Origin of the sequence: Streptomyces amritsarensis (assembly GCF_001953875.1) — a bacterium.
GTDB lineage: Bacteria > Actinomycetota > Actinomycetes > Streptomycetales > Streptomycetaceae > Streptomyces > Streptomyces amritsarensis.
The window spans coordinates 17,753-39,650 of record NZ_MQUR01000017.1 but is presented as its reverse complement, the minus strand read 5'-3'; the positions used below and the strand labels follow the sequence as shown (position 1 = coordinate 39,650).

Annotated in this window: 24 protein-coding genes; 11 read left to right on the top strand and 13 right to left on the bottom strand. The window is 72.7% G+C overall.

Annotation, left to right across the window (positions count from 1 at the left end; translation table 11 throughout):
* Positions 1–127: 127 nt before the first annotated feature.
* A complete protein-coding gene (locus AVW11_RS10435) occupies positions 128–835 on the bottom strand; it encodes a uridine kinase family protein (RefSeq protein ID WP_076043841.1) in 708 nt (235 codons plus the stop codon).
* A gap of 51 nt (positions 836–886) precedes the next feature.
* Here AVW11_RS10435 and AVW11_RS10430 point away from each other — a divergent pair, with 51 nt between their 5' ends.
* The gene (locus AVW11_RS10430) at positions 887–1,234 is read left to right on the top strand and encodes a hypothetical protein (RefSeq protein ID WP_030851191.1); all 348 of its coding nucleotides are present in this window, start codon (positions 887–889) and stop codon (positions 1,232–1,234) included.
* A gap of 310 nt (positions 1,235–1,544) precedes the next feature.
* Here the strand turns inward: AVW11_RS10430 and AVW11_RS10425 are convergent, their stop codons facing one another.
* The 3 genes from AVW11_RS10425 to deoC are packed head-to-tail and all read right to left on the bottom strand — an operon-like array spanning position 1,545 to position 4,838.
* Positions 1,545–2,441, bottom strand: a complete 897-nt coding sequence (locus AVW11_RS10425; RefSeq protein WP_060178816.1) for an aldehyde dehydrogenase family protein — start codon at positions 2,439–2,441, stop codon at positions 1,545–1,547.
* A complete protein-coding gene (locus AVW11_RS10420; protein WP_030661561.1) occupies positions 2,434–3,870 on the bottom strand; it encodes an aldehyde dehydrogenase family protein in 1,437 nt (478 codons plus the stop codon). The genes AVW11_RS10425 and AVW11_RS10420 overlap by 8 nt, the downstream gene beginning before the upstream one ends.
* A 5-nt stretch (positions 3,871–3,875) precedes the next feature.
* Positions 3,876–4,838: a deoxyribose-phosphate aldolase gene (gene deoC / locus AVW11_RS10415; protein ID WP_030964387.1), complete on the bottom strand. Its 963-nt coding sequence runs from the start codon at positions 4,836–4,838 to the stop codon at positions 3,876–3,878.
* A 249-nt stretch (positions 4,839–5,087) separates the two neighbouring features.
* Here deoC and AVW11_RS37360 point away from each other — a divergent pair, with 249 nt between their 5' ends.
* From AVW11_RS37360 to AVW11_RS10395, 4 genes are all read left to right on the top strand, one after another.
* Positions 5,088–6,095 (top strand): hypothetical protein, encoded by a 1,008-nt coding sequence (locus AVW11_RS37360; protein ID WP_076043839.1) that lies wholly within the window; start codon positions 5,088–5,090, stop codon positions 6,093–6,095.
* Between the two features lie 117 nt (positions 6,096–6,212).
* Positions 6,213–6,848 (top strand): PH domain-containing protein, encoded by a 636-nt coding sequence (locus AVW11_RS10405; RefSeq protein WP_030851208.1) that lies wholly within the window; start codon positions 6,213–6,215, stop codon positions 6,846–6,848.
* A 117-nt stretch (positions 6,849–6,965) separates the two neighbouring features.
* Positions 6,966–7,535 (top strand): VanZ family protein, encoded by a 570-nt coding sequence (locus AVW11_RS10400; RefSeq protein WP_076043862.1) that lies wholly within the window; start codon positions 6,966–6,968, stop codon positions 7,533–7,535.
* A gap of 38 nt (positions 7,536–7,573) precedes the next feature.
* Positions 7,574–7,774, top strand: coding sequence for a PspC domain-containing protein (locus AVW11_RS10395; RefSeq protein WP_030851215.1), 201 nt, complete (start codon positions 7,574–7,576; stop codon positions 7,772–7,774).
* Positions 7,775–7,786: 12 nt separating this feature from the next.
* Here the strand turns inward: AVW11_RS10395 and AVW11_RS10390 are convergent, their stop codons facing one another.
* From AVW11_RS10390 to AVW11_RS10380, 3 genes are all read right to left on the bottom strand, one after another.
* Positions 7,787–8,554 carry a hypothetical protein gene (locus AVW11_RS10390; RefSeq protein ID WP_079250582.1) on the bottom strand — a complete coding sequence of 256 codons (768 nt, stop codon included), beginning with the start codon at positions 8,552–8,554 and terminating at the stop codon, positions 7,787–7,789.
* Between the two features lie 131 nt (positions 8,555–8,685).
* Positions 8,686–8,934, bottom strand: a complete 249-nt coding sequence (locus AVW11_RS10385; RefSeq protein ID WP_030851221.1) for a hypothetical protein — start codon at positions 8,932–8,934, stop codon at positions 8,686–8,688.
* A gap of 139 nt (positions 8,935–9,073) precedes the next feature.
* Positions 9,074–10,222 (bottom strand): adenosine deaminase, encoded by a 1,149-nt coding sequence (locus AVW11_RS10380; protein WP_030851223.1) that lies wholly within the window; start codon positions 10,220–10,222, stop codon positions 9,074–9,076.
* A gap of 113 nt (positions 10,223–10,335) precedes the next feature.
* On the opposite strand from AVW11_RS10380, the gene AVW11_RS10375 reads away from it, so the two are divergent.
* The 3 genes from AVW11_RS10375 to AVW11_RS10365 all read left to right on the top strand — a co-directional run bounded on the left by AVW11_RS10375 (position 10,336) and on the right by AVW11_RS10365 (position 12,814).
* The gene (locus tag AVW11_RS10375; RefSeq protein ID WP_076043837.1) at positions 10,336–11,070 is read left to right on the top strand and encodes an alpha/beta hydrolase; all 735 of its coding nucleotides are present in this window, start codon (positions 10,336–10,338) and stop codon (positions 11,068–11,070) included.
* Between the two features lie 96 nt (positions 11,071–11,166).
* A complete protein-coding gene (locus AVW11_RS10370) occupies positions 11,167–11,535 on the top strand; it encodes a cupin domain-containing protein (protein ID WP_030851227.1) in 369 nt (122 codons plus the stop codon).
* Between the two features lie 229 nt (positions 11,536–11,764).
* Positions 11,765–12,814 (top strand): helix-turn-helix transcriptional regulator, encoded by a 1,050-nt coding sequence (locus AVW11_RS10365; protein WP_240528156.1) that lies wholly within the window; start codon positions 11,765–11,767, stop codon positions 12,812–12,814.
* Here AVW11_RS10365 and AVW11_RS10360 read toward each other — a convergent pair.
* Positions 12,811–13,857 carry a hypothetical protein gene (locus tag AVW11_RS10360; protein WP_338058856.1) on the bottom strand — a complete coding sequence of 349 codons (1,047 nt, stop codon included), beginning with the start codon at positions 13,855–13,857 and terminating at the stop codon, positions 12,811–12,813. The two genes, AVW11_RS10365 and AVW11_RS10360, sit on opposite strands and share 4 nt — an antisense overlap.
* A gap of 69 nt (positions 13,858–13,926) precedes the next feature.
* Positions 13,927–14,928, bottom strand: coding sequence for a LysR family transcriptional regulator (locus AVW11_RS10355; protein WP_206281896.1), 1,002 nt, complete (start codon positions 14,926–14,928; stop codon positions 13,927–13,929).
* Positions 14,929–14,990: 62 nt separating this feature from the next.
* Here AVW11_RS10355 and AVW11_RS10350 point away from each other — a divergent pair, with 62 nt between their 5' ends.
* Together AVW11_RS10350 and AVW11_RS10345 are read left to right on the top strand one after the other, a co-directional pair.
* Positions 14,991–16,274: an MFS transporter gene (locus tag AVW11_RS10350; protein WP_076043835.1), complete on the top strand. Its 1,284-nt coding sequence runs from the start codon at positions 14,991–14,993 to the stop codon at positions 16,272–16,274.
* An 89-nt stretch (positions 16,275–16,363) separates the two neighbouring features.
* Positions 16,364–17,092, top strand: a complete 729-nt coding sequence (locus AVW11_RS10345; RefSeq protein ID WP_076043834.1) for a L,D-transpeptidase family protein — start codon at positions 16,364–16,366, stop codon at positions 17,090–17,092.
* A gap of 4 nt (positions 17,093–17,096) precedes the next feature.
* Here the strand turns inward: AVW11_RS10345 and AVW11_RS10340 are convergent, their stop codons facing one another.
* The gene (locus tag AVW11_RS10340) at positions 17,097–18,446 is read right to left on the bottom strand and encodes an MFS transporter (RefSeq protein WP_240528155.1); all 1,350 of its coding nucleotides are present in this window, start codon (positions 18,444–18,446) and stop codon (positions 17,097–17,099) included.
* A gap of 189 nt (positions 18,447–18,635) precedes the next feature.
* Between AVW11_RS10340 and AVW11_RS10335 the strand changes: the two genes are divergently transcribed.
* Positions 18,636–19,646: a sigma-70 family RNA polymerase sigma factor gene (locus tag AVW11_RS10335; protein WP_030851245.1), complete on the top strand. Its 1,011-nt coding sequence runs from the start codon at positions 18,636–18,638 to the stop codon at positions 19,644–19,646.
* Here the strand turns inward: AVW11_RS10335 and AVW11_RS10330 are convergent.
* The 3 genes from AVW11_RS10330 to AVW11_RS10320 form a co-directional block, all read right to left on the bottom strand.
* Complete coding sequence (locus tag AVW11_RS10330) at positions 19,533–19,868, bottom strand: STAS domain-containing protein (protein ID WP_225884913.1); 336 nt, start codon at positions 19,866–19,868, stop codon at positions 19,533–19,535. The genes AVW11_RS10335 and AVW11_RS10330 overlap by 114 nt on opposite strands.
* A gap of 61 nt (positions 19,869–19,929) precedes the next feature.
* On the bottom strand, positions 19,930–20,523 hold the full coding sequence (locus AVW11_RS10325) for a Uma2 family endonuclease (protein WP_030851248.1): 594 nt from the start codon (positions 20,521–20,523) through the stop codon (positions 19,930–19,932).
* A gap of 96 nt (positions 20,524–20,619) precedes the next feature.
* Positions 20,620–21,897: a thymidine phosphorylase gene (locus AVW11_RS10320; RefSeq protein WP_030851251.1), complete on the bottom strand. Its 1,278-nt coding sequence runs from the start codon at positions 21,895–21,897 to the stop codon at positions 20,620–20,622.
* Between the last annotated feature and the right edge of the window lies 1 nt (position 21,898).

Below are 21,898 nucleotides of genomic sequence, written 5' to 3'. Positions count from 1 at the left end.
ACCCCGGCCACGGGGGACCGTCTTGCGGGGGTGAGACGGCGGCCAACGGGGGAGAAAGCGCGGGATCGGTCGGCCGGGGGTCCGACCGGTCCCGCGCACCCTTTTCCGGGCGGGCAGACGCCGGCGACTACGCGGCGGCGGGGGTCGTGGAGCGGTGGCGGCCGGCTGCGGCGGCCGCGAGACGGCCGAGGGCCTCGTCGGGGCCGCAGGCGTGGGCGCCCAGTTCCACGTGGCGGGCCACGATGCCCCGCTCGGCGCGCATCAGGCGCCAGCCGCGCCGGAGCAGGAACAGTACGGATTTGCGGCCCTCGCGCAGGTCGCGGGCGAGTCGGCGGCGGAACGTCGTCGAGGGGCGGCCGCGCAGGCAGATGGCGTCCGCGAGGAGGCCGAGGTCCTGGCAGCGGGCGGCCACGTCCGCGGCGAAGATCCCCTCCGCGATGAACAGCGTGGTGCGGGCTATGTCGAGGGTGTCCCAGCCGGTGCGGGAGCTGGTGGCGATGTCGTAGACCGGCACGTCCGTCCGTCCTGACGCGCACAGCTCGGCGATCGCGGCGACGGCGGTGTCGGCGTCCCACGAGAGCGGGGAGTCCCAGTCGATGTCGGAGCTGCCCTCCACCAGCGGAAGGGAGGGGTCGTCGGCTTCCTTGTAGAAGTCGTCGAGGCGCAGCACGGGCAGCCCGGAGCGGGCGGCCAGCGAGGATTTTCCGGAGCCCGACGGACCGGTCAGCAGGACGACTCGGGTCGGCGAAGGAGAGGAAGAGCTCACGGGACACCAGTCTGAACCATTCCCCCGGGTAGGGGATCCTCCCGGTGACCGGTTGGTGTCCAGGAACACACCTCCACTACGCTGCGTGCGCACGCGACTACGACCACAGGCGGGATCCCCATGGCACGTCACGCAGCCCCTTCGGCACCGAACCGGCTCCGCAGCGCGGGCCTGACCCTCTCGATGGCCGGCGCCGCGCTGGCGATGGCCGCGGGCGGGGCGCAGGCCGGTGAGCTGGACGTTCCGGCGGCCGTGGCCGGGGTGACGGATCCGATCGCGAACCTCAAGGTGAACCCGCTGGCCCACACGGGGGTGGATCCGCTGGACAACGGGGTCGCCACCAAGGTCGCGGACTTCCCCGCGGTGGGCACGACGGCGGTCACGGGAATCCTCACCCAGGGCCCGTCGGTGGGTGAACTCCCCGCGGCGGCGGTCTCGTCCCTCCTGGGCCCCCTGGCCCCCCGCTGACCAACCCCTGCCCCCGGCTCCCCGGCTCCCCGGCTCCCCGGCGAGTGAGCCGAAGGCGGCGCGCCGGCGAAGGCGGGCGAGCGCCCGGAGAAACCGCGAGGAACGAGCGGTTTCGAGGACGTACGCCTGCCTGGAGCCGGCAGGAGCGCCGCCGGAGGCGAACCGAGCCCGGAACAGGGGGGAGCGGTTTCGAGGACGTACGCCTGCCTGGAGCCGGCAGGAGCGCCGCCGGAGGCGAACCGAGCCCGGGACAGGGAGAGGCCCCGGCAGCGCGGGGGACGCTGCCGGGGCCGGTCTTGCTGGGGCGGTTCTAGTAGGACGAGCCGCCCGCGCCCAGCGACCCGGTGGGGTGCCAGACGGTCTTGGTCTCCAGGAACGCCGTCATGCGGGAGGTGCCCGGGTCGGCGCTCCAGTCGTCCACAGGCTGTGGACGCAGGACGCGCTTGAGGTTGTCGGCGGCCGCGATCTCCAGCTCCTTGGCCAGGGCGGGGTCGGCGCCGGCCAGGTCGATGGCGTTGACGTCCTGGTGGGAGGCCAGGTGCGGGCCCATTTCGGCGGCCTTGCCGGACAGGATGTTGACGACGCCGCCGGGCAGGTCGGAGGTGGCGAGGACCTCGCCCAGGGAGAGGGCCGGGAGCGGCGCCTTCTCCGAGGCGATGACGACTACCGTGTTGCCGGTGGCGATCACCGGGGCGATCACGGATACCAGGCCCAGGAAGGACGAGTCCTGCGGGGCGACGACGGTGACGACACCGGTCGGCTCGGGGGTGGAGAGGTTGAAGAACGGGCCCGCGACCGGGTTGGCTCCGCCCGCGATCTGGCCGATCTTGTCGGTCCAGCCGGCGTACCAGACCCAGCGGTCGATGGCCGCGTCGACGACGGCGGCGGCCTTCGACTTGGACAGGCCCTCGGCGTCGCCGACCTCGCGGACGAACTGTTCGCGGCGGCCCTCCAGCATCTCGGCGATGCGGTAGAGGATCTGGCCGCGGTTGTAGGCGGTGGCGGCCGCCCAGCCGCCGAAGGCCTTGCGTGCGGCGACGACCGCGTCACGCGCGTCCTTGCGGGAGGACAGGGGTGCGTTGGCCAGCCACTTGCCCTTGGAGTCGGACACCTCGTACACCCGGCCGCTCTCGGAGCGGGGGAACTTGCCCCCGACGTACAGCTTGTAGGTCTTGAAGACGTTCAGACGTACAGAGGACTCAGACATCGAGGTAGGCCTCCAGACCGTGGCGGCCGCCTTCGCGGCCGAAGCCCGATTCCTTGTAGCCGCCGAAGGGCGAGGTCGGGTCGAACTTGTTGAACGTGTTGGCCCACACCACACCGGCGCGGAGCTGGTTGGCGACCGCGAGGATGCGCGAGCCCTTCTCGGTCCAGATGCCGGCGGAGAGGCCGTACTGGCTGTTGTTGGCCTTGGCGACGGCCTCGTCGGGCGTGCGGAAGGTCAGCACGGACAGCACCGGGCCGAAGATCTCGTCGCGGGCGACGGTGTGCGCCTGGGTGACGTTGCTGAAGAGCGTCGGGGCGAACCAGTAGCCGGCGGACGGCAGCTCGCACGCCGGGGACCAGCGCTCGGCGCCCTCGGCCTCGCCGGTGTCCGCGAGCGCGGTGATCCGGGCGAGCTGCTCGGCGGAGTTGATCGCGCCGATGTCGGTGTTCTTGTCGAGCGGGTCGCCCAGGCGCAGGGTGGAGAGGCGGCGCTTGAGGGAGTCCAGCAGCTCGTCGTGGATGGACTCCTGGACCAGGAGGCGGGAGCCCGCGCAGCAGACCTGGCCCTGGTTGAAGAAGATGCCGTTGACGATGCCCTCGACGGCCTGGTCGATGGGGGCGTCGTCGAAGACGATGTTGGCGCCCTTGCCGCCCAGTTCCAGGGTGACCTTCTTGTCGGTGCCGGCGATCGAGCGGGCGATGGCCTTGCCGACGGCGGTCGAGCCGGTGAAGGCGACCTTGTTGACGTCCGGGTGCTCGACGAGGGCAGCGCCCGCGTCGCCGTAGCCGGTGAGGATGTTGACGACGCCCTTGGGCAGGCCGGCCTGGCGGCAGATGTCCGCGAAGAAGAGCGCGGAGAGCGGGGTGGTCTCGGCGGGCTTCAGGACGACGGTGTTGCCGGTGGCGAGCGCCGGGGCGATCTTCCACGCGAGCATCAGCAGCGGGAAGTTCCACGGGATGACCTGGCCGGCGACGCCGAGCGGGCGCGGGTTCGCGCCGTAGCCCGCGTGGTCGAGCTTGTCGGCCCAGCCCGCGTAGTAGAAGAAGTGCGCGGCGACCAGCGGGAGGTCCGCGTCGCGGGTCTCCTTGATCGGCTTGCCGTTGTCCAGGGTTTCCAGGACGGCGAGCTCGCGGCTGCGCTCCTGGATGATCCGGGCGATGCGGAAGAGGTACTTGGCGCGCTCGGAGCCGGGCAGCGCGGACCACTTCTCGAAGGCCTTGCGGGCGGCCTTCACGGCACGGTCCACGTCGGCGGCGCCGGCCTGGGCGACCTCGGAGAGGACCTCCTCGCTGCTGGGCGAGACGGTCTTGAAGACCTTGCCGTCGGCGGCGTCGGTGAACTCGCCGTCGATGAAGAGCCCGTAGGAGGGGGCGATGTCGACGACCGAGCGGGACTCGGGAGCCGGTGCGTACTCGAAGAGGGATGCCATGGTGATCAGTCCACCGTCACGTAGTCGGGACCGGAGTAACGGCCGGTGCTCAGCTTCTGGCGCTGCATCAGCAGGTCGTTGAGCAGGCTGGAGGCGCCGAAGCGGAACCAGGTGTTGCTCAGCCAGTCCTCGCCCACGGTCTCGTTGACCAGGACCAGGAACTTGATGGCGTCCTTGGTGGTGCGGATGCCGCCGGCCGGCTTCACGCCGATCTGGATTCCAGTCTGCGCCTTGAAGTCGCGGACGGCTTCGAGCATGAGCAGGGTGTTCGCGGGGGTGGCGTTGACGCCCACCTTGCCCGTCGACGTCTTGATGAAGTCGGCGCCCGCGAGCATGCCGATCCAGGAGGCGCGGCGGATGTTGTCGTAGGTCGACAGCTCGCCGGTCTCGAAGATGACCTTCAGGCGGGCGGCGCTGCCGTCGGGGCGGGCGCAGGCCTCCTTGACGGCCTTGATCAGCTCGTACGTCTCGAGGTAGCGGCCGGCGAGGAAGGCGCCACGGTCGATGACCATGTCGATCTCGTCGGCGCCGGCGGCGACGGCGTCACGGGTGTCCGCGAGCTTGACGGGCAGCGCGGCGCGGCCCGCCGGGAAGGCGGTGGCGACGGAGGCGACCTTGACGTCGGCGCCGTTCAGCGCGGCCTTGGCGGTGGCCACCATGTCGGGGTAGACGCAGACGGCGGCCGTCATCGGGGTGGTGCGGTCGGTCGGATCGGGGTGGACGGCCTTGGCGGAGAGCGCCCGGACCTTGCCCGGGGTGTCCGCGCCTTCCAGCGTCGTCAGGTCGATCATCGAGATGGCCAGGTCGATGGCGTACGCCTTGGCCGTCGTCTTGATCGAGCGGGTGCCGAGGGAGGCCGCGCGGGCCTCCAGACCGACAGCGTCGACGCCGGGCAGCCCGTGCAGGAAGCGGCGCAGCGCACTGTCGGACGTCGTCACGTCAGCGAATGCGGTGAGGGTGGTGGGCATGGTCACCAGATGAGCATATCTACGCGCGTAGCGACCTGTCACCCCCCTCCCTCGATTCCGGGCGATCCGCTACGGAATCGACACCTCCGCCTCCTGTTACCCGGCCATGACACGCAGGCGATCGTCCACGCGCACAAGATCAATAGATTTCCTTCCAGCAGCCCGCCAGAGCTCACCGGACGAAACCCGACAGAGAAAGACGCGGCATGCGGCTCTCCTCCACCCCGGACAACGCTTCAAGGAGTCGTTATGCGTACCGCCCTGCGTGCCTCCCTCGCCACCGCCGCCCTCGCCGGCGCGCTCCTCGCCCCCGCCGCGGGCGCCGCGCACGCCGCGACGACCGTCCGGCAGGCTGCCGCGGTCACCTCGCAGAGCCCCGCGGACCGGTTCTCGGGCACCCCGGCCTCCATCGGCGGGGGCCTCGTCGCGGTGCTGCGCCACGAGGCGGAGGGCCCGGAGGCCTGGATCCGCGCCGTCGGACCGGACTGGAAGCCCGGCGACCACTACATGTTCCGGGTGCTGACCGTGCTGGACCGGGCGAACACCGCCGACACCGTGAACGGCCTGGACCTGGAGATCACCGGGGTGGACTCGGCCGCCCCCGTCCTCACCGTCACGAAGGCCGGCGCCACCGAGTCCTTCCCGCTGCCGCTGTCCGAGGCGGCCCGCACCCACGGTGCCCGGTGCGTCTCCGCCACGAAGCGGCTCGGCCTGCACGGGACGCTGGTCGCCGACCTGACGACGACCCCCGACGGGCCGCAGGTGCAGTTGGTGGACGGGATCACCAAGGAGCCCCGCGAGAAGCTGACCCGCACCGCCCCCGCCCCGGCGAAGGACGACCGGACCGCTGCCCGCATCGTGAACGCGAGCGGGGCCCGGCCCTCCTTCACGTACGCGACCCCCGGCGGGGAGAGCCCCCTCGGGACGGCGCTCTTCCCGGAGCTGCCCGCGGGCTGCGCGCGCACCTACCCCTTCGAGGAGGAGGCGGCCCCCGCCCCCGAGCGGGAGGCAACGCCGGCCGCGCAGTCGGCGCCCTCGCCCTCCACCGGCCCGGCCGCCCCGGCCGCCCCGAAGGCCCGGACCGCCGGCCGGACCGCCGTCGCACCCCAGGGCGGGGTCGCCGCCGGAGCCGGGGAGGAGGCCGCCGAGGACGCCGGCGCCCCGGTGGCCGCCTCCGCGGGCGCCGGCCTCGCCGCCGTCGTCGCGGGCCTGGGCGCCGCCTTCCTCGCCCGCCGCCGCGGCCGCACGCAGCGCTGATCCCGCTCCCTCCGTCCGGCGGGCCACCGGCACCGTGGCCGGCCCGACCACCTCATCCCGTACGCCGATCCCGTGCGCCGATACAGCCGGCCGGCGCGGTGGGGCAGAATCGACCCCATGAGCAGCCAGCAGCCGACCGATGAACCGGTCTACGACGACCGGGTCTACCGCTCCTCCATGGGCGTCGTCTCGGGGGTGCTGCTGCTCGCGCTGACGGCATGGCTCTGCGGGGACGCCGTGGTGCGCGGCTCGGGGAACACCCCGTGGATCGCGCTGGCGGCAGCGCTGTGCGCGGTGCCGCTGATCGTGGCGTTCACGATCCGCCCGGCCGTCTTCGCCAACGACGACCGGATGCGCGTACGGAACCCCTTCCGGATCATCGAGCTGCCCTGGGCCGCCGTGGACGCCGTGCGCTCCGGCTACTCGGCGGAGGTGCTGGCCGAGGGGTCGAAGTACCAGCTGTGGTCGGTGCCCGTCTCGCTGCGCGAGCGGAAGAAGGCCAACCGGCAGCGCCTGCGCTACGAAGGGCTCCGCGACCGGGAGGGCCGCTCCCCGGGCGAGAAGGCGAAGGTCCCGGCCGAGCCGATGCGGGCCAGTGCGGACCGGATCGTCGACGAGCTCCAGAGGCTGGCCGAGCGCGGGGCCGAGCGGCCCGGCGCCCAGGGCAGCGTGCGGGTGCACTGGTCGTACGAGATCATCGCGCCCGCCGTGGTCGGCGCGCTGCTGCTGATCGTCCTGGTCGCCACCCGCTGACCGGGGCCGGCGGCAGAAGACCGACGCACAGCCGGCAGACACGGAGCGTGCCGACCGCCACACGTCCGAGGCGGAACCGGGGCTGTCAGGTGATGCGTCCTCGCAGGTGTGCAGCGTATTGAGGCCGACGGCGCTCCCGCCGGCGCCCCCGCGATCCCCCTCCGTCTCCGACTCCTGGCCGGGGTCCTTCTCGCCGCCCATCTCCTGGTCGTCGGCTGGCTGACCCTGCGGCCCCTCGACGTTCCCTGGGCCGCCGCCGGCAATCTGACCCCGCTGGAGGGGATCAGGGCGGACCTCGCCCTCGGGCCGCTGGAGGCCGCCCGGCGGATCGGGGAGGGAGTAGCGCTGCTGGCCCCGCTCGGGGTGCTGGTGCCGCTCGTCAGCGGTCGGCTCTGGCTGTCGCGGCTGGCCGAGTGGTCGTCCCTGGTGCGGACCGCCGCGGCGGGCGCGCTGGTCTCGCTCAGCATCGAGATGCTCCAGAGCGGGGTCCCGGGCCGGGTCGTCGACGTGGACTCGGTGCTGCTCAACACCCTCGGCGTGCTGCTGGCGCATGCGGCCGTCGTACCGGCGCTGCGGGCGCGGCTGCGCCGCTCACATGCCGTTTATCAGGGGGACACCCCGAAGATTTCCAGGGTCGGGCTCGGTCCCTGGACCGACGTTCTGTCGGCGGTCCAGCGGGAGTATTGAGGCATCGCAAGAAGGCGATCCCGACGAAGGAGAACCCCATGAGCGCCCTGGTCCGCCCCCGTGACGGCCGTTGGATCGGCGGAGTCTGCGCCGGACTCGCACGGCGTTTCGGAATGTCCGCGAACACGATGCGCGCCATCTTCGCCGTCTCGTGTCTGCTGCCCGGCCCGCAGTTCCTGATCTACATCGCACTGTGGGTGCTGCTGCCGAACGAGAAGTCCGCCTCGACCGCCTGGTAGGGGGCCGGACGCTCAGCCGGCCTTCCGGACCTTCTCCACCTGCTTGTCGGTCACTTCCTGCGGCACCAGGACCTTCTGCCCGCCGCCCGCCACGTTGAGGGCCATCAGGCGTACGACGGTGTCGCCCTCGCGTACGACGACCAGGTGGACCTGCGCCGAGACGCCCTGGCCGGTCGCGGTCGTGGTCCAGCTGACGCTCTCGTCGCCGCTCGTGCGGTAGTCGGCGGTGCGGACGTCGCGGTAGCTGCCGGTCTGCTTGTCGACCGTGGCGGAGAAGCCCGTGCCGCAGGCGGCGACGGCGGCCTTGAGCCGGGCGACCAGCGCCTTCGCGTCGCTCTCGGAGTAGGAGCTGACGGAGGCGGAGACCGCGAGCCCCATCTGCTTCTGCGATCCGATGCCCCGGTTGACGGTCTCGCGCGCGGCGGGGTCGGGCTTGTCGCCCATGATGTCGGCCAGCGGCTGGCAGGCCTTCTTGTCGGCCTGCGGCTGGCCGTCCGGGGCGTTCGGGTTCTTGCCCTGGGCGGAGATCTGATAGCCGGCCAGGTCGCCCTGGGCGAGCGCGGACCGCTCCAGCTTGGTGCCGCCGGTCTTCGGCGGGGCCGATCCGGTCGGGTCCGGGGACGCCGCGGAGGCGCCGGGCGCGCCGCCGGCGCCGACCTCGGACCCCTTGGGGTCGGGGGACCTGCCGGTCGCGGGGGCGTCCGTACTGCTGCACCCGACCGCGGCGAAGAGCAGGGCGGGGACCAGCGCGACCAGCGTCGCTCGTGCCTTCATGCGCATGACCGAGAACCTCATACCCCGTGCGTCGGCGGGCAGTTGGTGGTGATCGTGGCACACCGCACGGCGGCACACACACCTCGTCGAAGGGGAGTGCGACCGCCGCGCGTGCGTTCGTCCGTCTCGCGTGGGCGTCAGCCGTTGAGGGCGCCGGTGACCGGACCCAGCAGGCCGGTGACCGCGGCGGTGGGGTCGCTCGGCTGCCCCTCTTCGCCCTTCATCTGCTGCTGGCTGGTGACGCCCTCGAGCGCGCCGGTGGCGGTGCCGAGCGCGTCGGTGATGCCGATGGCGGGAACGGCGGCGGAGGCGGTACCGGCGGCGACGGCGGCGAGGGCGGCACCGACGGCGGCGGCACCGAGGAACTTGGCAGCTGACTGCTTCATGGAAGATATTCCTTGCGACGGGGAATTGAGCGGCTCCGCAAACTAGTCACTTCAAACCCCCGCCCGCAAACATCCGTTAATACGAGAAAGCGCCCGGAAATTGCCTCTCCCGGGCGCTTTCAGTACGTCATGCCATGGCCTAGGCCGAGACAGAACCGCTGGTGGAGGCGGTCTGACGGAACAGCCACTCCGACTTCAGCTCCGCATAGCCCGGCTTGATGACCTCATTGATCATGGCCAGTCGTTCATCGAAAGGAATGAACGCGGACTTCATCGCATTGACGGTGAACCACTGCATGTCGTCGAGGGTGTAGCCGAAGGTGTCCACGAGGTGCTCGAACTCGCGGCTCATGCTGGTGCCGCTCATCAGGCGGTTGTCGGTGTTGACCGTGAGCCTGAAGTGCAGCTTGCGCAGCAGGCCGATCGGGTGCTCGGCGTACGAGGCAGCCGCGGCCGTCTGCAGGTTCGAGGTCGGGCACATCTCCAGGGGGATGCGCTTGTCCCGGACGTAGCTGGCCAGGCGGCCGAGCTTGACCGAGCCGTCCTCGGCGACCTCGATGTCGTCGATGATCTTCACACCGTGGCCGAGGCGGTCGGCGCCGCACCACTGCAGGGCCTGCCAGATCGACGGCAGGCCGAAGGCCTCGCCCGCGTGGATCGTGAAGTGGTTGTTCTCGCGCTTGAGGTACTCGAAGGCGTCGAGGTGGCGGGTGGGAGGGAAGCCCGCCTCGGCGCCGGCGATGTCGAAGCCGACCACGCCGTTGTCGCGGTAGCGGTTGGCCAGCTCGGCGATCTCCAGCGCGCGGGCCGCGTGGCGCATCGCGGTCAGCAGGGCGCCGACGCGGATGCGGTGGCCGTTGGCCTTGGCACGGCGCTCGCCCTCGCGGAAGCCGTCGTTGACGGCCTCGACGACCTCTTCGAGGGTGAGGCCGGCTTCCAGGTGCTGCTCGGGGGCGTAGCGGATCTCGGCGTACACGACGCCGTCCTCGGCCAGGTCCTCGGCGCACTCGGCGGCGACGCGGTAGAGGGCCGCCTTCGTCTGCATGACCGCGCAGGTGTGCGCGAAGGTCTCCAGGTATCGCGGCAGGGAGCCGGAGTCGGCGGCCTCGCGGAACCAGATGCCGAGCTTGTCGGCGTCGGTCTCGGGGAGGTTCTCGTAGCCGACCTCGCGGGCCAGCTCGATGATGGTCCCGGGACGCAGTCCACCGTCGAGGTGATCGTGCAGGAGCACCTTCGGGGAACGACGGATCTGGTCCGGGGTCGGCAGGTTGGGGGTCTCGCTCGTCATCTGCGCACTCTACTCCTACGCGCGTAGAGCGTCGTGTCCCCGACGGGCGTCGATATGTAACAGAGACCGCGCGGACGGATGGCGTACACCCGGAGGTCTGAGACTGTTCCGCCATGGCACAGCATGCGCCGCCGGCGCGCGGGGCCCGCCTGGGGCGGGCGGCCGGCGCGAGAACCGGCTCGGGTCCGACGGAAAGCCCGGTCAACGGGGTGGTGCTCCTGCTTCCCGGGGCGTCCAGACTCTCCCCCGGTCCCCTGCGTCCGCTCGCGCGGGCGCTGGCCCGGGCGGGCGGTGGGGACGGCCTGGTCGCGCACACCGTGATCCACGGCGGGGAGTCCGCCCGGGAGGAGCAGGCGCGGTGGGCGGCGGACGAGGCGGTGCGGCGGTACGGGGACGTTCCGGTGTGCCTGGCCGGCTACGACGCCGGCGCCCTGGCCGCGCTGCGGGCGGCGGGGCACGGGGCCGTCAACTCGGTTCTGGCCCTGGCCCCCTGCCTGGGGGAGGGGGCGCCCGCCGACTCCCCGGAACCGGTGAAACAGCTGTCGGGCCGGCAGGTGTTGATCGTGCACGGCACCAACGACGCCCGCAGCGACCCGGAGGCCTCCTTCAGACTGGCGGAGCGGGCGAAGAAGGCGAACCGCGCGACGTGCCGGTTCGAGGTGCACTCCGACGGGCACGGGCTGCGCGAGCACCAGGCGGAAGTGGTGGCGCTGGGCGTGGACTTCGTCCTCGGCGCGGTCTTCTCGGGCCGGTACTCCCGTCCCGTCACCGACGCCCTGGCCGCGCCGCCGCCGCTGGGCCTGCGGATGCCGCTGGCCTCCGGCTTCGGGAGGTCGCTGCGGGGGTGAGGGCCCGGTCGGGACGCGCACCGCGAGCGGGCCGCGCCCGGCGTACCGTGAGAAGTGGACTCGGGGTGCCCGCTCCTCTCCCGGAGGCGATCGGCGATGGCCGCAATCGACTGCAGGAACTTCGACGCACCCGACGAGACCAGGCCGTTCGTCGGCGGCATGGGCCGGCTGGACCTGGTGGACACGGGGGACGGGGCCGTCGGGCGCGCCGTCTTCCTGCCGGGCTGGAAGTGGTCGGAGCACGTCCAGCCGCTGGCCGGGACGGACAGTTGCCGGGCCGACCACACCGGGTACGTGGTGAGCGGCCGCATGAAGGTCGTGATGGACAACGGGGAGAGCGCCGAGTTCGGCCCCGGCGACTACATGCGGGTGCACCCCGGGCACAACGCCTGGGTGGTGGGTGACGAGCCCTGCGTGACGCTGGACTGGACCGGTTTCGCCGACTACGCCAAGCCCTCCGGCTGACGGCCCCGGTCAGGGCCGGTGTTCCGCGCCGGTCCGTCCGTGCCCGCCGTTCCGCCCCCTCTCGGTCGGATGGCACGGATGGACCGGCGCGACTGCGTTTCCCCCTTCACGCCGTGTGACCACTGTGCCTCCTCGACATATGCCGAATGGGTCTTCTCAGGCGTCGTCTTGCCGCCTTGCGGGAACACGAGGGGTTTACAAACAAGTCCAGACCGGGACGAATACGCACATGCGAGCCGAGGGAACCGGAGCGTCCGGCGCGGCGGCCAGGGCGGCCGGTGCGTCCGGGGAGCTGACCCCCGCCGCCCGACGCCTGTACGCGTACGCCGTCGAACGGCACGCCTTCGACGCGGAGGAGGCCACGCGGGCCCTCGGCGTGCGCGCGGCCGCCGCGATCACGGAGCTGGCCGCCGCGCACCTGCTCCAGCGGGCGCCGGGCGGCGGGCCGCAGCGGTGGAGCGCGGTGGCGCCGCGGGCGGCGGCGGCCCGGGCCCTGGCGCCGCTGGCCCTGCTCGTACGGGAGACCCACGACGAGATGGACCGGCTGCGGGGGCGGCTGGAGGCGCTCGTGCCCGCGTACGAGGCGGGGACCGCGCACCGGGACACGAGCGGGGCGGGGCACCTGGAGCTGGTCACGGACCTCGGCGCCGTACGGGGGCTGATCGCGGAGCTGGCCGCGGCGTGCGAGCAGGAGCTGCTGACTTCACAGCCGGGGGGCGGCCGTCCGCCGGAGTCCCTGGAGGAGTCGATCGGGCGGGACGAGTCGCTGCTGGCCCGCGGGGTCCGGATGCGGACGATCTACCAGCACACGGCCCGGTACTCGCGGCCCACGGCCGCGTACGTGGAGCGGGTGACGGCGCTGGGCGCGCAGGTGCGGACGCTGGGCGACGGGCTGATGCGGATGCTCGTGTTCGACGGGCGTACGGGGCTGATGGCGGTGCCGGAGCGCAGCGGGGCGGCGCTGGTGGTGCGGGAGCCCAGTGTCGTGCACTTCATGATCTCGGCCTTCGAGCGGTCGTGGCTGGGGGCGGAGCCCTTCCCGACGTCGGTCGGTCCCGAGGCGGCCCGGTCGATCTCGGACGAGCTGCGGCAGACGATCGTGCGGCTGCTGTCGGAGGGGCTGGAGGACAAGGTGATCGCGCGCCGCCTCGGCATGTCGGAGCGGACGTGCCAGCGCCACATCGCCGAGATCATGCGGGCGGTGGGCGCCAAGTCCCGCTTCCAGGCCGGCTATTTGCTGTCGCCGCACCCCGCGCCGGCCCCCGCCCCGCCGGACTAGTGCGGTCCTGGTCCGCTGTACCGGTCGTAGTAGGCGCGCAGTTCGGGGCGGCGGATGCCGGGGAGGCGGGCCAGGCTGTCGCCGAAGGCCCGGGAGTGGGGGAAGAAGCCGCGCCACGTGCGCAGCGGCTGGATGTAGTCGTCGCGCAGGACCCCTTCGGGCAGGGTGCCGGACGCCGGCAGCGGCGAGGTCTCGCCCGGGAGGACGAGGTGGGCCCAGACGCCGATGTCCAGGGGTACCACGGGCGCGGTGCCGTGCGGGGGCGGCCACGGCTCCCCCGTCACCGGATGGCGCGGGACGACGAGGATGTCGTCCCCGGACCGGGGCACCGGCCTGCCCGGCCCGGCGAGACGCGCGGTGCGGACCGGGGGTCCGGGGGGCAGGTAGCCGGCGACGGCCTCGCCGACCAGGTCGGCGAGGGGGCCGGGCAGCGCCACCGGGCGGCCTTCGCAGGCCACCACCAGGTGTGCGAGGGCCACCGGGACGGCGGCCTCCCAGCGGCGGCTCCAGGAGCCGTCGAGCTCGACGGGCGGCACGGCGTACGACGCCAGGTCCAGCTCGTCCCAGCCGGGGACGGGGACGGCGGGTGCGCCGGAGGGGATGCGCCGGACCTCGTCGGGCTCCAGCCACACCGCCTGCCACAGCCCGCAGTCGTCCATGCGCGTCGCCACGGCGCGTCCGCAGCCCTCGCACGCCAGGTTGGGCCCGTCACGGCCGTCGATGCCCTGGCAGTAGCCCTCGCACTTCTCGAGGATCAGGGTCATGGCCCGGGAGTCGCCGGGCGCGATGACGGCCCGGTCCCGCGACCCGAAGGAGACGGAGTACCGCGGCAGGTACACGCCCTGTTCGGCCGCCAGGTCCTCACCCACGTCGTCCCACAGCCGCCAGGGCGGTCCGGTGGGCCGGGGGTCGAGGGCGTACGTCCCCGGGTCCATCAGCGGAGGATGCAGTTCCTCCCACGCTCCGTAGTGGGCGTGGACGGGGAGGGCCACCCGGGAGACGGGGGCCGTCAGCTCCGTACCGCACCCGGCGCACACGAACACGTCCAAACAGCAATCCCCCCGGGCTTCGGCAACCCTGCCGATTCTGCTCGCCGCGGCCGCCGAGGGCCATCAGTTTTCGCCCTGCCGGCCCTCCTGCGCCGCGGGATGTTCCAGTTCCGGGATGAGGCGGCCGCGGCGGGAGAGGAGGAAGCGCTTGAACTCGGCGACCGGCGGGGTGTCGGGGTGGCCGTCGAGCCAGGCGACGCCGATCTCGCGGACGGCGCGCGGAGCGGTGACGTTCAGCTCGACCACCCCGGGGCGGGCCACGGCCGGCGGCGGCAGCAGGGCCACGCCGAGGCCGGCGGCGACCAGGCCGCGCAGGGTCTCGGCCTCCTCGCCCTCGAAGGCGACGCGGGGGCTGAACCCGGCTTCCGCGCACAGGTCGTCGGTGATGCGGCGCAGGCCGTAGCCGGCTTCGAGGGTGACGAAGGTTTCCTCCGCGGCCTCGGCGAGGCGGATGCGCTTGCGGCCCGCGAGGCGGTGGTCGTCGGGGACGACCAGGCGCAGCCGCTGTTCGTCGAGGCGGCGGGCGACGAGGTCGGGGGCGTCCGGGAGCGGTGAGGTGAGGCAGAGGTCGAGTTCGCCGGCGCGCAGCTTCTCCAGCATGGCCTCGCCGTAGTTCTGGACCAGGGAGAAGCGCACGCGCGGGTGGTCGGCGCGGAAGGCGCGGATGAGGCCGGGCACGGTCTCGGGTCCGAGGGTGTGCAGGAAGCCGAAGGCGACCTTTCCGTAGGCCGCGTCGGCGTCCTGCTGGACGGACTCGGCGGCGTGGGCGATGCCGTCGAGGGCCTGTTCGGCGGAGGCGAGGAAGGTGCGGCCCGCCGTGGTGAGGGCGACGGTGCGGCCCTTGCGGGCGAACAGGCTGACGCCCAGGTCCTGTTCGAGGCGGACCATGGCCCGGGACAGGGTGGACTGCGGCACGCCCAGCTCCTGGGCGGCGCGGGTGACGTGCTCGTGTCGGGCGACCGCGACGAAATACGCCAGCCTGGGCGCCAGCGAGGTTGTCACCGCCATGTCTTCTACGTAACGGTTCGTCGACATGCACGCTCCTGACCTTTGCTGATGCAGCAGTGGATCGATTATTGCGATTCTGTGCATTGGACGCATGAAAAACGGCGGCCTACCTTCGAAGCATGCCTCCCGTTCATACCGGGGCACCCGCCATCGCGGGTGCCTCCACCGCGTCGTCCCCCGTACCGGAACCCCACACCCCCGGCCGCCCCGGCTACCGCCGGATGAGCCTCGCGCTCTTCGCCGCCGGACTGGCGACCTTCGCCCTCCTCTACTCCACCCAGGCGCTGCTGCCCGCGATCTCCGAGGACCTCGGGGTGACGGCGGGTCAGGCCAGCTGGACGGTGTCCGCGGCCACCGGCGCCCTCGCCCTGTTCGTCCTGCCGCTCAGCGCGCTCTCCGAGCGGTTCGGCCGCACCCGGATGATGACCTGGTCGATGGCGGTCGCCGTCGGCGTCGCGCTCCTCGTCCCCTTCGCCCCGAACCTGGAGTGGCTGGTGGTGCTGCGGGCCGTCCAGGGTGCGGCGATCGCCGGCATCCCGGCGTCCGCGATGGCGTACCTGGCGGAGGAGGTCGGGCCCCGGGCGCTGGTGGCCGCGATCGGCCTGTTCGTGGCGGGCAACTCCATCGGCGGCATGAGCGGCCGCCTCGTCACCGGCTGGGCGGCGCAGCTGGGAGGCTGGCGGGCGGGTCTGGCCGCCGTCGCCGTGATGGCGCTGGCCTGCGCGGTGGTCTTCCTGGTGCTGCTGCCCCGGGCGCGGTTCTTCCGCCCGGCGTCGCTGAACCCGCGCGCGGTGGGCCGTACCGTCGCCGGTCATCTGCGCGATCCGCTGCTGCTGCGGCTGTACGGGATCGGCGCGCTGTTCATGACGGTCTTCGGCGCGGTCTACACGGTCATCGGCTACCGCCTGGTGGACGAGCCGTTCTCGCTCGGCCAGGGCGTGGTCGGGTCGGTCTTCCTGATCTACCTGGTCGGTACGGTCTCCTCGGCCGCCGCCGGCAAGCTGGTGGCCCGTACGGGGCGGCGCGGCGCGCTGTACCTGGCCGTCACCACCACGGCGCTGGGGCTGCTGCTGTCGCTGTCGGACACCCTGGTGGCGGTGGTGCTCGGCCTGGTCCTGATCACGGCGGGCTTCTTCGCCGGGCACGCGGTGGCCTCGGCCGCGGTGAGCCGGACCGCGAAGACGGGCCGTGCGCAGGCCTCCGCGCTCTACCAGTCGGCGTACTACCTCGGTTCCAGCGTGGGCGGCACCCTCGGCGCCCTCGCCTACCACGAGGCCGGCTGGGCGGCCACGGTCGGCATCGCGCTGCTCGCGGTGCTCGGGGTCGTCTCGATCACCCTGTACGGGACGCACGCGGCCCGCGCGCAGCGGCGCATGCCGGCTTGCGCGGCGGGCGCGCGCTGACGGGACTTCGCTTCCATCGCAGGCAACCCCTGCTCGTTTTCCGGGCATTGAACACGGAGGACGAAGTGCGGTGAGCAGGGGAGGACCGGATGGGGACGGGGACGACAGGGACGGCGCGGAAGGCGCGGCGGGCGGGAGGGCGCGCGGCCGTGTGGGGCGGGGCGGCGGCGCTGGCACTGCCGTTGGCGGTGGTCGCGTGGGGCGGTACGGCAGAGGCCGCCTCGTGCAACCTGTCCACCGGGCCGTACCAGCGCCAGGTGGAGAAGTTCCTGGGACGGCCCGTGGACGGCAGGCAGTCGGCTGCCGACTGCGCGGCCGTCCGGGCGTTCCAGAGGAGCCACGCGATCAGCCCGGCCCAGGGCTACGCCGGGCCGCTGACCTGGCGGGCGATGAGCACGATGCTGGCCCAGCGGGCGGCGGGCAGTACCCCGAACCGGGCGGGTGCCTGCCCGGTGAACCGGGGGCGGATCGCCTGCGTGGACCTGACGCGGCAGCTCAGCTGGATCCAGGACGGCGCCGCCCTGAAGTACGGCCCCGTGCCGGTACGCACGGGCAAGGACGGCACCGAGACCCGGACCGGCCTGAAGAGGATCTACCACCGCAGCATCGACCACTGGTCGACGGTCTACAACGTGTCCATGCCGTACGCCCAGTTCTTCGACGGCGGCATCGCCTTCCACTCGACCGCCAAGAGCATGTGGAACCCGCCCGGTTCGGGGGGCTGCGTGAACATGCGGTCCGCCGACGCCAAGGCGTACTGGAACCTGCTCGGGAAGGGCGAGGACGTCTACGTGTACGGCCGCAAGCCGGGGACGTAGGGCCTCAGGCGGCCGCGGTCGCGGGGGCGGCGGATTCCGCCGCCGCCAGCCGGTCCAGCCGCCGCAGGCTGCAGCGGCGCTGGACGAGCGACAGGCCCGCCACCCCCGCGCCGAGGGCCAGCCAGCCGGCCGGGCCCGCGGCCATCACCACGCCCGTCAGCAGCAGCGGACCGGCGGACTTCTGCACGGACTGCGCCATGCCGGCCACGCCGAGGTACGAGGCGCGCGCCTCCCGCGGCGCGAGGCAGACGGCGAGCTCCCAGGAGCTGACCGAGCGCATCAGCTCGGCCGCGGTGACCAGCACCGCCGCGGCGAGCAGGGCGGCCGAGGCGGCCCAGGCCCCACCTCCGGTCGCGGCGGCCAGGAGGGCGCAGCACAGGAGCGTGGTCAGCCCGTACAGGGCGACCGCTCCGGCGGCCTGGCGCGGTCCACGGACCTTCGCCGAGACGCGCAGTTGGAGGACGACGACGAGCACGGTGTTGATGACCAGGAAGGCCGGGACCAGTTCGTGCGGTGCGGTGGTGTGGTTCACCAGCCACAGCGGGATGCCGATGGCCAGGATCGAGTCGTCGAGGTTCATCGGGATGTCCAGCAGGACGAACCGGAGGTAGCCGCGGTCCCGCCAGGGACTCGGTCCGGCCGGGGCCGTACCGGGGGCTTTCGGAGCCTCGTCGGATGCGGATGCGGATGCCGATGCGGATGCGGTCACGCGACCGCGGCCGCGCGGTTCCCGGGTGCGCCACACCAGGGCGGCGGCCGCGAGGAACGACAGCGCGTCGGCCAGGATGAGCACCTGGTAGGCACCGCGGGTGCCGACGGCGAGGCCGATGGCGGCGAGGCCGGCGCCGAGCGCGTAGCCGGCGTTCGCCGAACTGCGCGACAGCGCCTGGTAGGTGGCGCGCCGATCGCCCGCGACCCGGGTGGCGAAGAGCATCTCCAGGGTCTTGGCCGCGCGGTCCCCGAGGTGGGTGACGGCCACCACGGCCAGCAGCAGTGCGAAGTCGGTGACGACGAGCAGCAGGCAGAGGGCGCCCAGGCGCAGCAGGTGGGTGCCGATCAGCAGGGAGCGCACCGGGAAGCGGTCGGCGAGATGGCCCGCCAGGGGCGAGCCGGCGATGCCCGCCACCCCGGACGCCCCCAGCAGGAGGCCGAGCTGTCCGGCGTCGAGACCGACGACGAAGGTGAAGTAGAGGACGCAGGCCGCGGACCAGACGCCGGTGCCGGCGCGGTCCAGTGCCTGGGCGAGGAGCATGATCCGCGCGTCGCGGCCGCCGGGGGGCCGCCGTAGCTGCGTCAACAGGCCGGGTTCCCGCTCCCCCGTCCGCGTCTTCCCCATCTCCCTGCCGCGCCGCATCCCAGGCCTCCCCGCCCGCCGAGCCACGTATCTCGACATCGAGATACAGGGGAAGCCTGCCGGAGATTAATCTTGACGTCAAGATACTCGACATCGACATATCGGGGCGGTTGCCCGCTTCCGGCTGCCGTTGTCGGACCCCTCGGGTAGGTTCCGAAGAAGCCACGAACGTCAGGGGGACGGACCGACATGAGCGACCTCGCCACCACCAGCAGCGACCTCGATGCGGCGATGGACCGGTACCGGGTCGAGCTCACGGGCTACTGCTACCGGATGCTCGGTTCCGCCTTCGACGCCGAGGACGCGGTGCAGGACACCTACATCCGCGCCTGGCGCAGCCATGAGAAGTTCGAGGGCCGCTCCTCGCTGCGGTCGTGGCTCTACCGGATCGCCACCAACGTCTGCCTGGACCTGCTGAACGCCGGGAACAAGCGGGCGCGTCCGATGGACCTGACCGCCCCGCAGCACCAGTCCTCCGCCGTGCTCAACCAGCGGCCCGAGGTGACCTGGCTGGAGCCCGTGCCGGACGGCCGGGTGCTGCCGCAGACCGCGGATCCGGCCGAGATGGCGCTCGCGAAGGAGTCCGTGCGGCTGGCCTTCGTCGCCGCCCTACAGCACCTGCCGGCCAAGCAGCGCGCGGTGCTCATCCTGCGCGAGGTGCTGGCCTGGAAGGCGGACGAGGTCGCGCAGTTGCTGGACACCACGGTGGCGTCGGTGAACAGCGCACTCCAGCGGGCCCGGGCCACGCTGGCCGGGCAGCGGGTGCGCGAGAGCGAGTCCGCCGACCCGCTGGACGCGGAGCAGGTGAAGCTGCTGGAGCAGTACCTCGCCGCCTTCGAGTCCTACGACATCGCGCGCCTCACGACACTGCTGCACGAGGACGCCGTCCTGTCCATGCCGCCGTTCGACCTGTGGTTGCAGGGCAAGGCCGACATCGCGGCGTGGCACCTGGGCCAGGGCATCGGCTGCAAGGGCTCCCGCCTGATCCCGACGACCGCGAACGGCATGCCGGCCTTCGGGCAGTACCGGCCGCGCGAGGACGGCCGGCCCGGGCACACCCCGTGGGCGCTGCAGGTGCTGGAGGTCTCAGACGGCCGGATCGTCGGCCTCAACGCCTTCCTCGACACGGCCCGCTGGTTCCCGCTGTTCGGCCTCCCCGAGCAGCTCGACGAGTCCTACGAGGTCCAGCAGGGCGCGTAGGGCGGGCGCGGCCCCGGTCACCCGCAGCGGCCGGCCCCGCGCGGTCAGCCGCAACCGGGCCAGCACCTCCACGGCGCCCAGGCCCGGCGCGGTGACGGCCCGCGCGTCGCACTCCACCGCGCGGGCCCCGTCCGCGTACAGGCGGGCCAGGCGCGCACACAGCGCTGCGGCATCACGCACGGTCGGGGCGGGTCCGGGCAGCACGAGTCGGGTGATCTCCACGAGGGGATGACTCCCGGACCCGCCGGAACTCATCGGCGCGCGCCCCGCCGCGGTGGTGAGGTCAGGGGCGGGGGAAGCCGAAGGTATCGAGGGCCAGGTCGAACGGCGCCGGGAGGGGGACGGTTTCGCCGAACTTGCCCGCCCACAGGACGCGGTACTTGCCGTCGCTTGACTCGCCGTAGAGGTGGATCGTGGGACTGCCGGTCGCGTGCGGGTCGATGAGCAGGTAGAGCGGGATGCCGGCTGCGGCGTAGCCGTTGAGCTTGGCGACGCGGTCGTGGACGGCGTTCGACCGGGAAGTGATCTCCACGACGAGCTCGGCGGCATCCGCGGGAGTGAAGTTCTCCCCGCGAGGCACTGCCTTCCTGGGGACGACCGCGAGATCCGGGATGTACAGGCCGCTGCGGCTCGGAATTGCGACGTTGAGGGTCTGGAAGACACCCCAGCCGTCCGGGATCACTGAGTACAGCCGTTGCTGCACCAGCTCCGCGATCAGGTTGTGGTCGTTGACGGGCGGTGGTGCCACGGTGACGATCCCCTCGATGATCTCCACCTTGCAGCCCTTCGGCGCGCCCGTCCCCTTCCAGAGGCCGACCGCCGAATCCCAGTCGTCACCGCCGCTCAAGGGCGGGTGCTCGACCGCGAGTGCGCTCATGGTGTGCTCCTCAATCGGTTCGTCACCGATCCCAGCATGCCGAACGGGACCGGCGGGGGTCCACCGGTCCCGTTCACCCGAAAGGGAAGCCGCAGGTCAGGCGATGCGGTCCAGGACGATCGGCGTGGCGGAGAAGGCCGTGCCCGCCGGGGCGATGTCGTAGGTGCCCTCCAGCGCGCCCAGGGCGTACTCGAACTTCTCCGGGGTGTCCGTGTGCAGCGTCATCAGCGGCTGGCCGGCCGTGACGGTGTCGCCCGGCTTCGCGTGCAGCTCGATGCCGGCGCCCGCCTGCACCGGGTCCTCCTTGCGGGCGCGGCCCGCGCCGAGGCGCCAGGCGCCGACACCGACGCCGTACGCGTCCAGGCGGGTCAGGACGCCCGACTCCGGGGCGGTGACGACGTGCTGCTCGCGGGCGACCGGGAGGGCCGCGTCCGGGTCGCCGCCCTGGGCCGCGATCATCCGGCGCCAGTGGTCCATCGCGGAGCCGTCGGCCAGGGCCTTCGCCGGGTCGGCGTCCTTGATGCCCGCCGCGTCCAGCATCTCCTTGGCCAGCGCGATGGTCAGCTCGACGACGTCGGCGGGGCCGCCGCCCGCGAGGACCTCGACCGACTCGCGGACTTCGAGGGCGTTGCCGGCGGTCAGGCCGAGCGGGGTGGACATGTCGGTGAGGAGCGCGACGGTCTTGACGCCCGAGTCGGTGCCGAGGCCGACCATGGTGCGGGCGAGCTCGCGCGCGTCCTCGATGTTCTTCATGAAGGCGCCGGTGCCGACCTTGACGTCCAGGACGAGCGAGCCCGTGCCCTCTGCGATCTTCTTCGACATGATCGAGGAGGCGATCAGCGGGATCGCCTCGACCGTGCCGGTGACGTCGCGCAGCGCGTAGAGCTTCTTGTCGGCCGGGGCCAGCCCGTCGCCGGCCGCGCAGATGACGGCGCCGGTGGTGTCGAGGACGTGCATCATCTCCTCGTTGGAGAGCAGCGCGCGCCAGCCGGGGATGGACTCCAGCTTGTCGAGGGTGCCGCCGGTGTGGCCCAGGCCCCGGCCCGACAGCTGCGGCACGGCCGCACCGCACGCGGCGACGAGCGGGGCCAGCGGCAGGGTGATCTTGTCGCCGACGCCGCCCGTGGAGTGCTTGTCGGCCGTCGGGCGGGACAGGGCGTCGAAGTTCATGCGCTCGCCGGAGGCGATCATCGCCGCGGTCCAGCGGGCGATCTCGGTCCGGTTCATGCCGTTGAGCAGGATGGCCATGGCCAGGGCGGACATCTGCTCGTCGGCCACGACGCCGCGGGTGTAGGCGTCGATGACCCAGTCGATCTGCTCGGGGCTCAGCTCACCGCGGTCCCGCTTGGTCCGGATGACGGAGATGACGTCCATG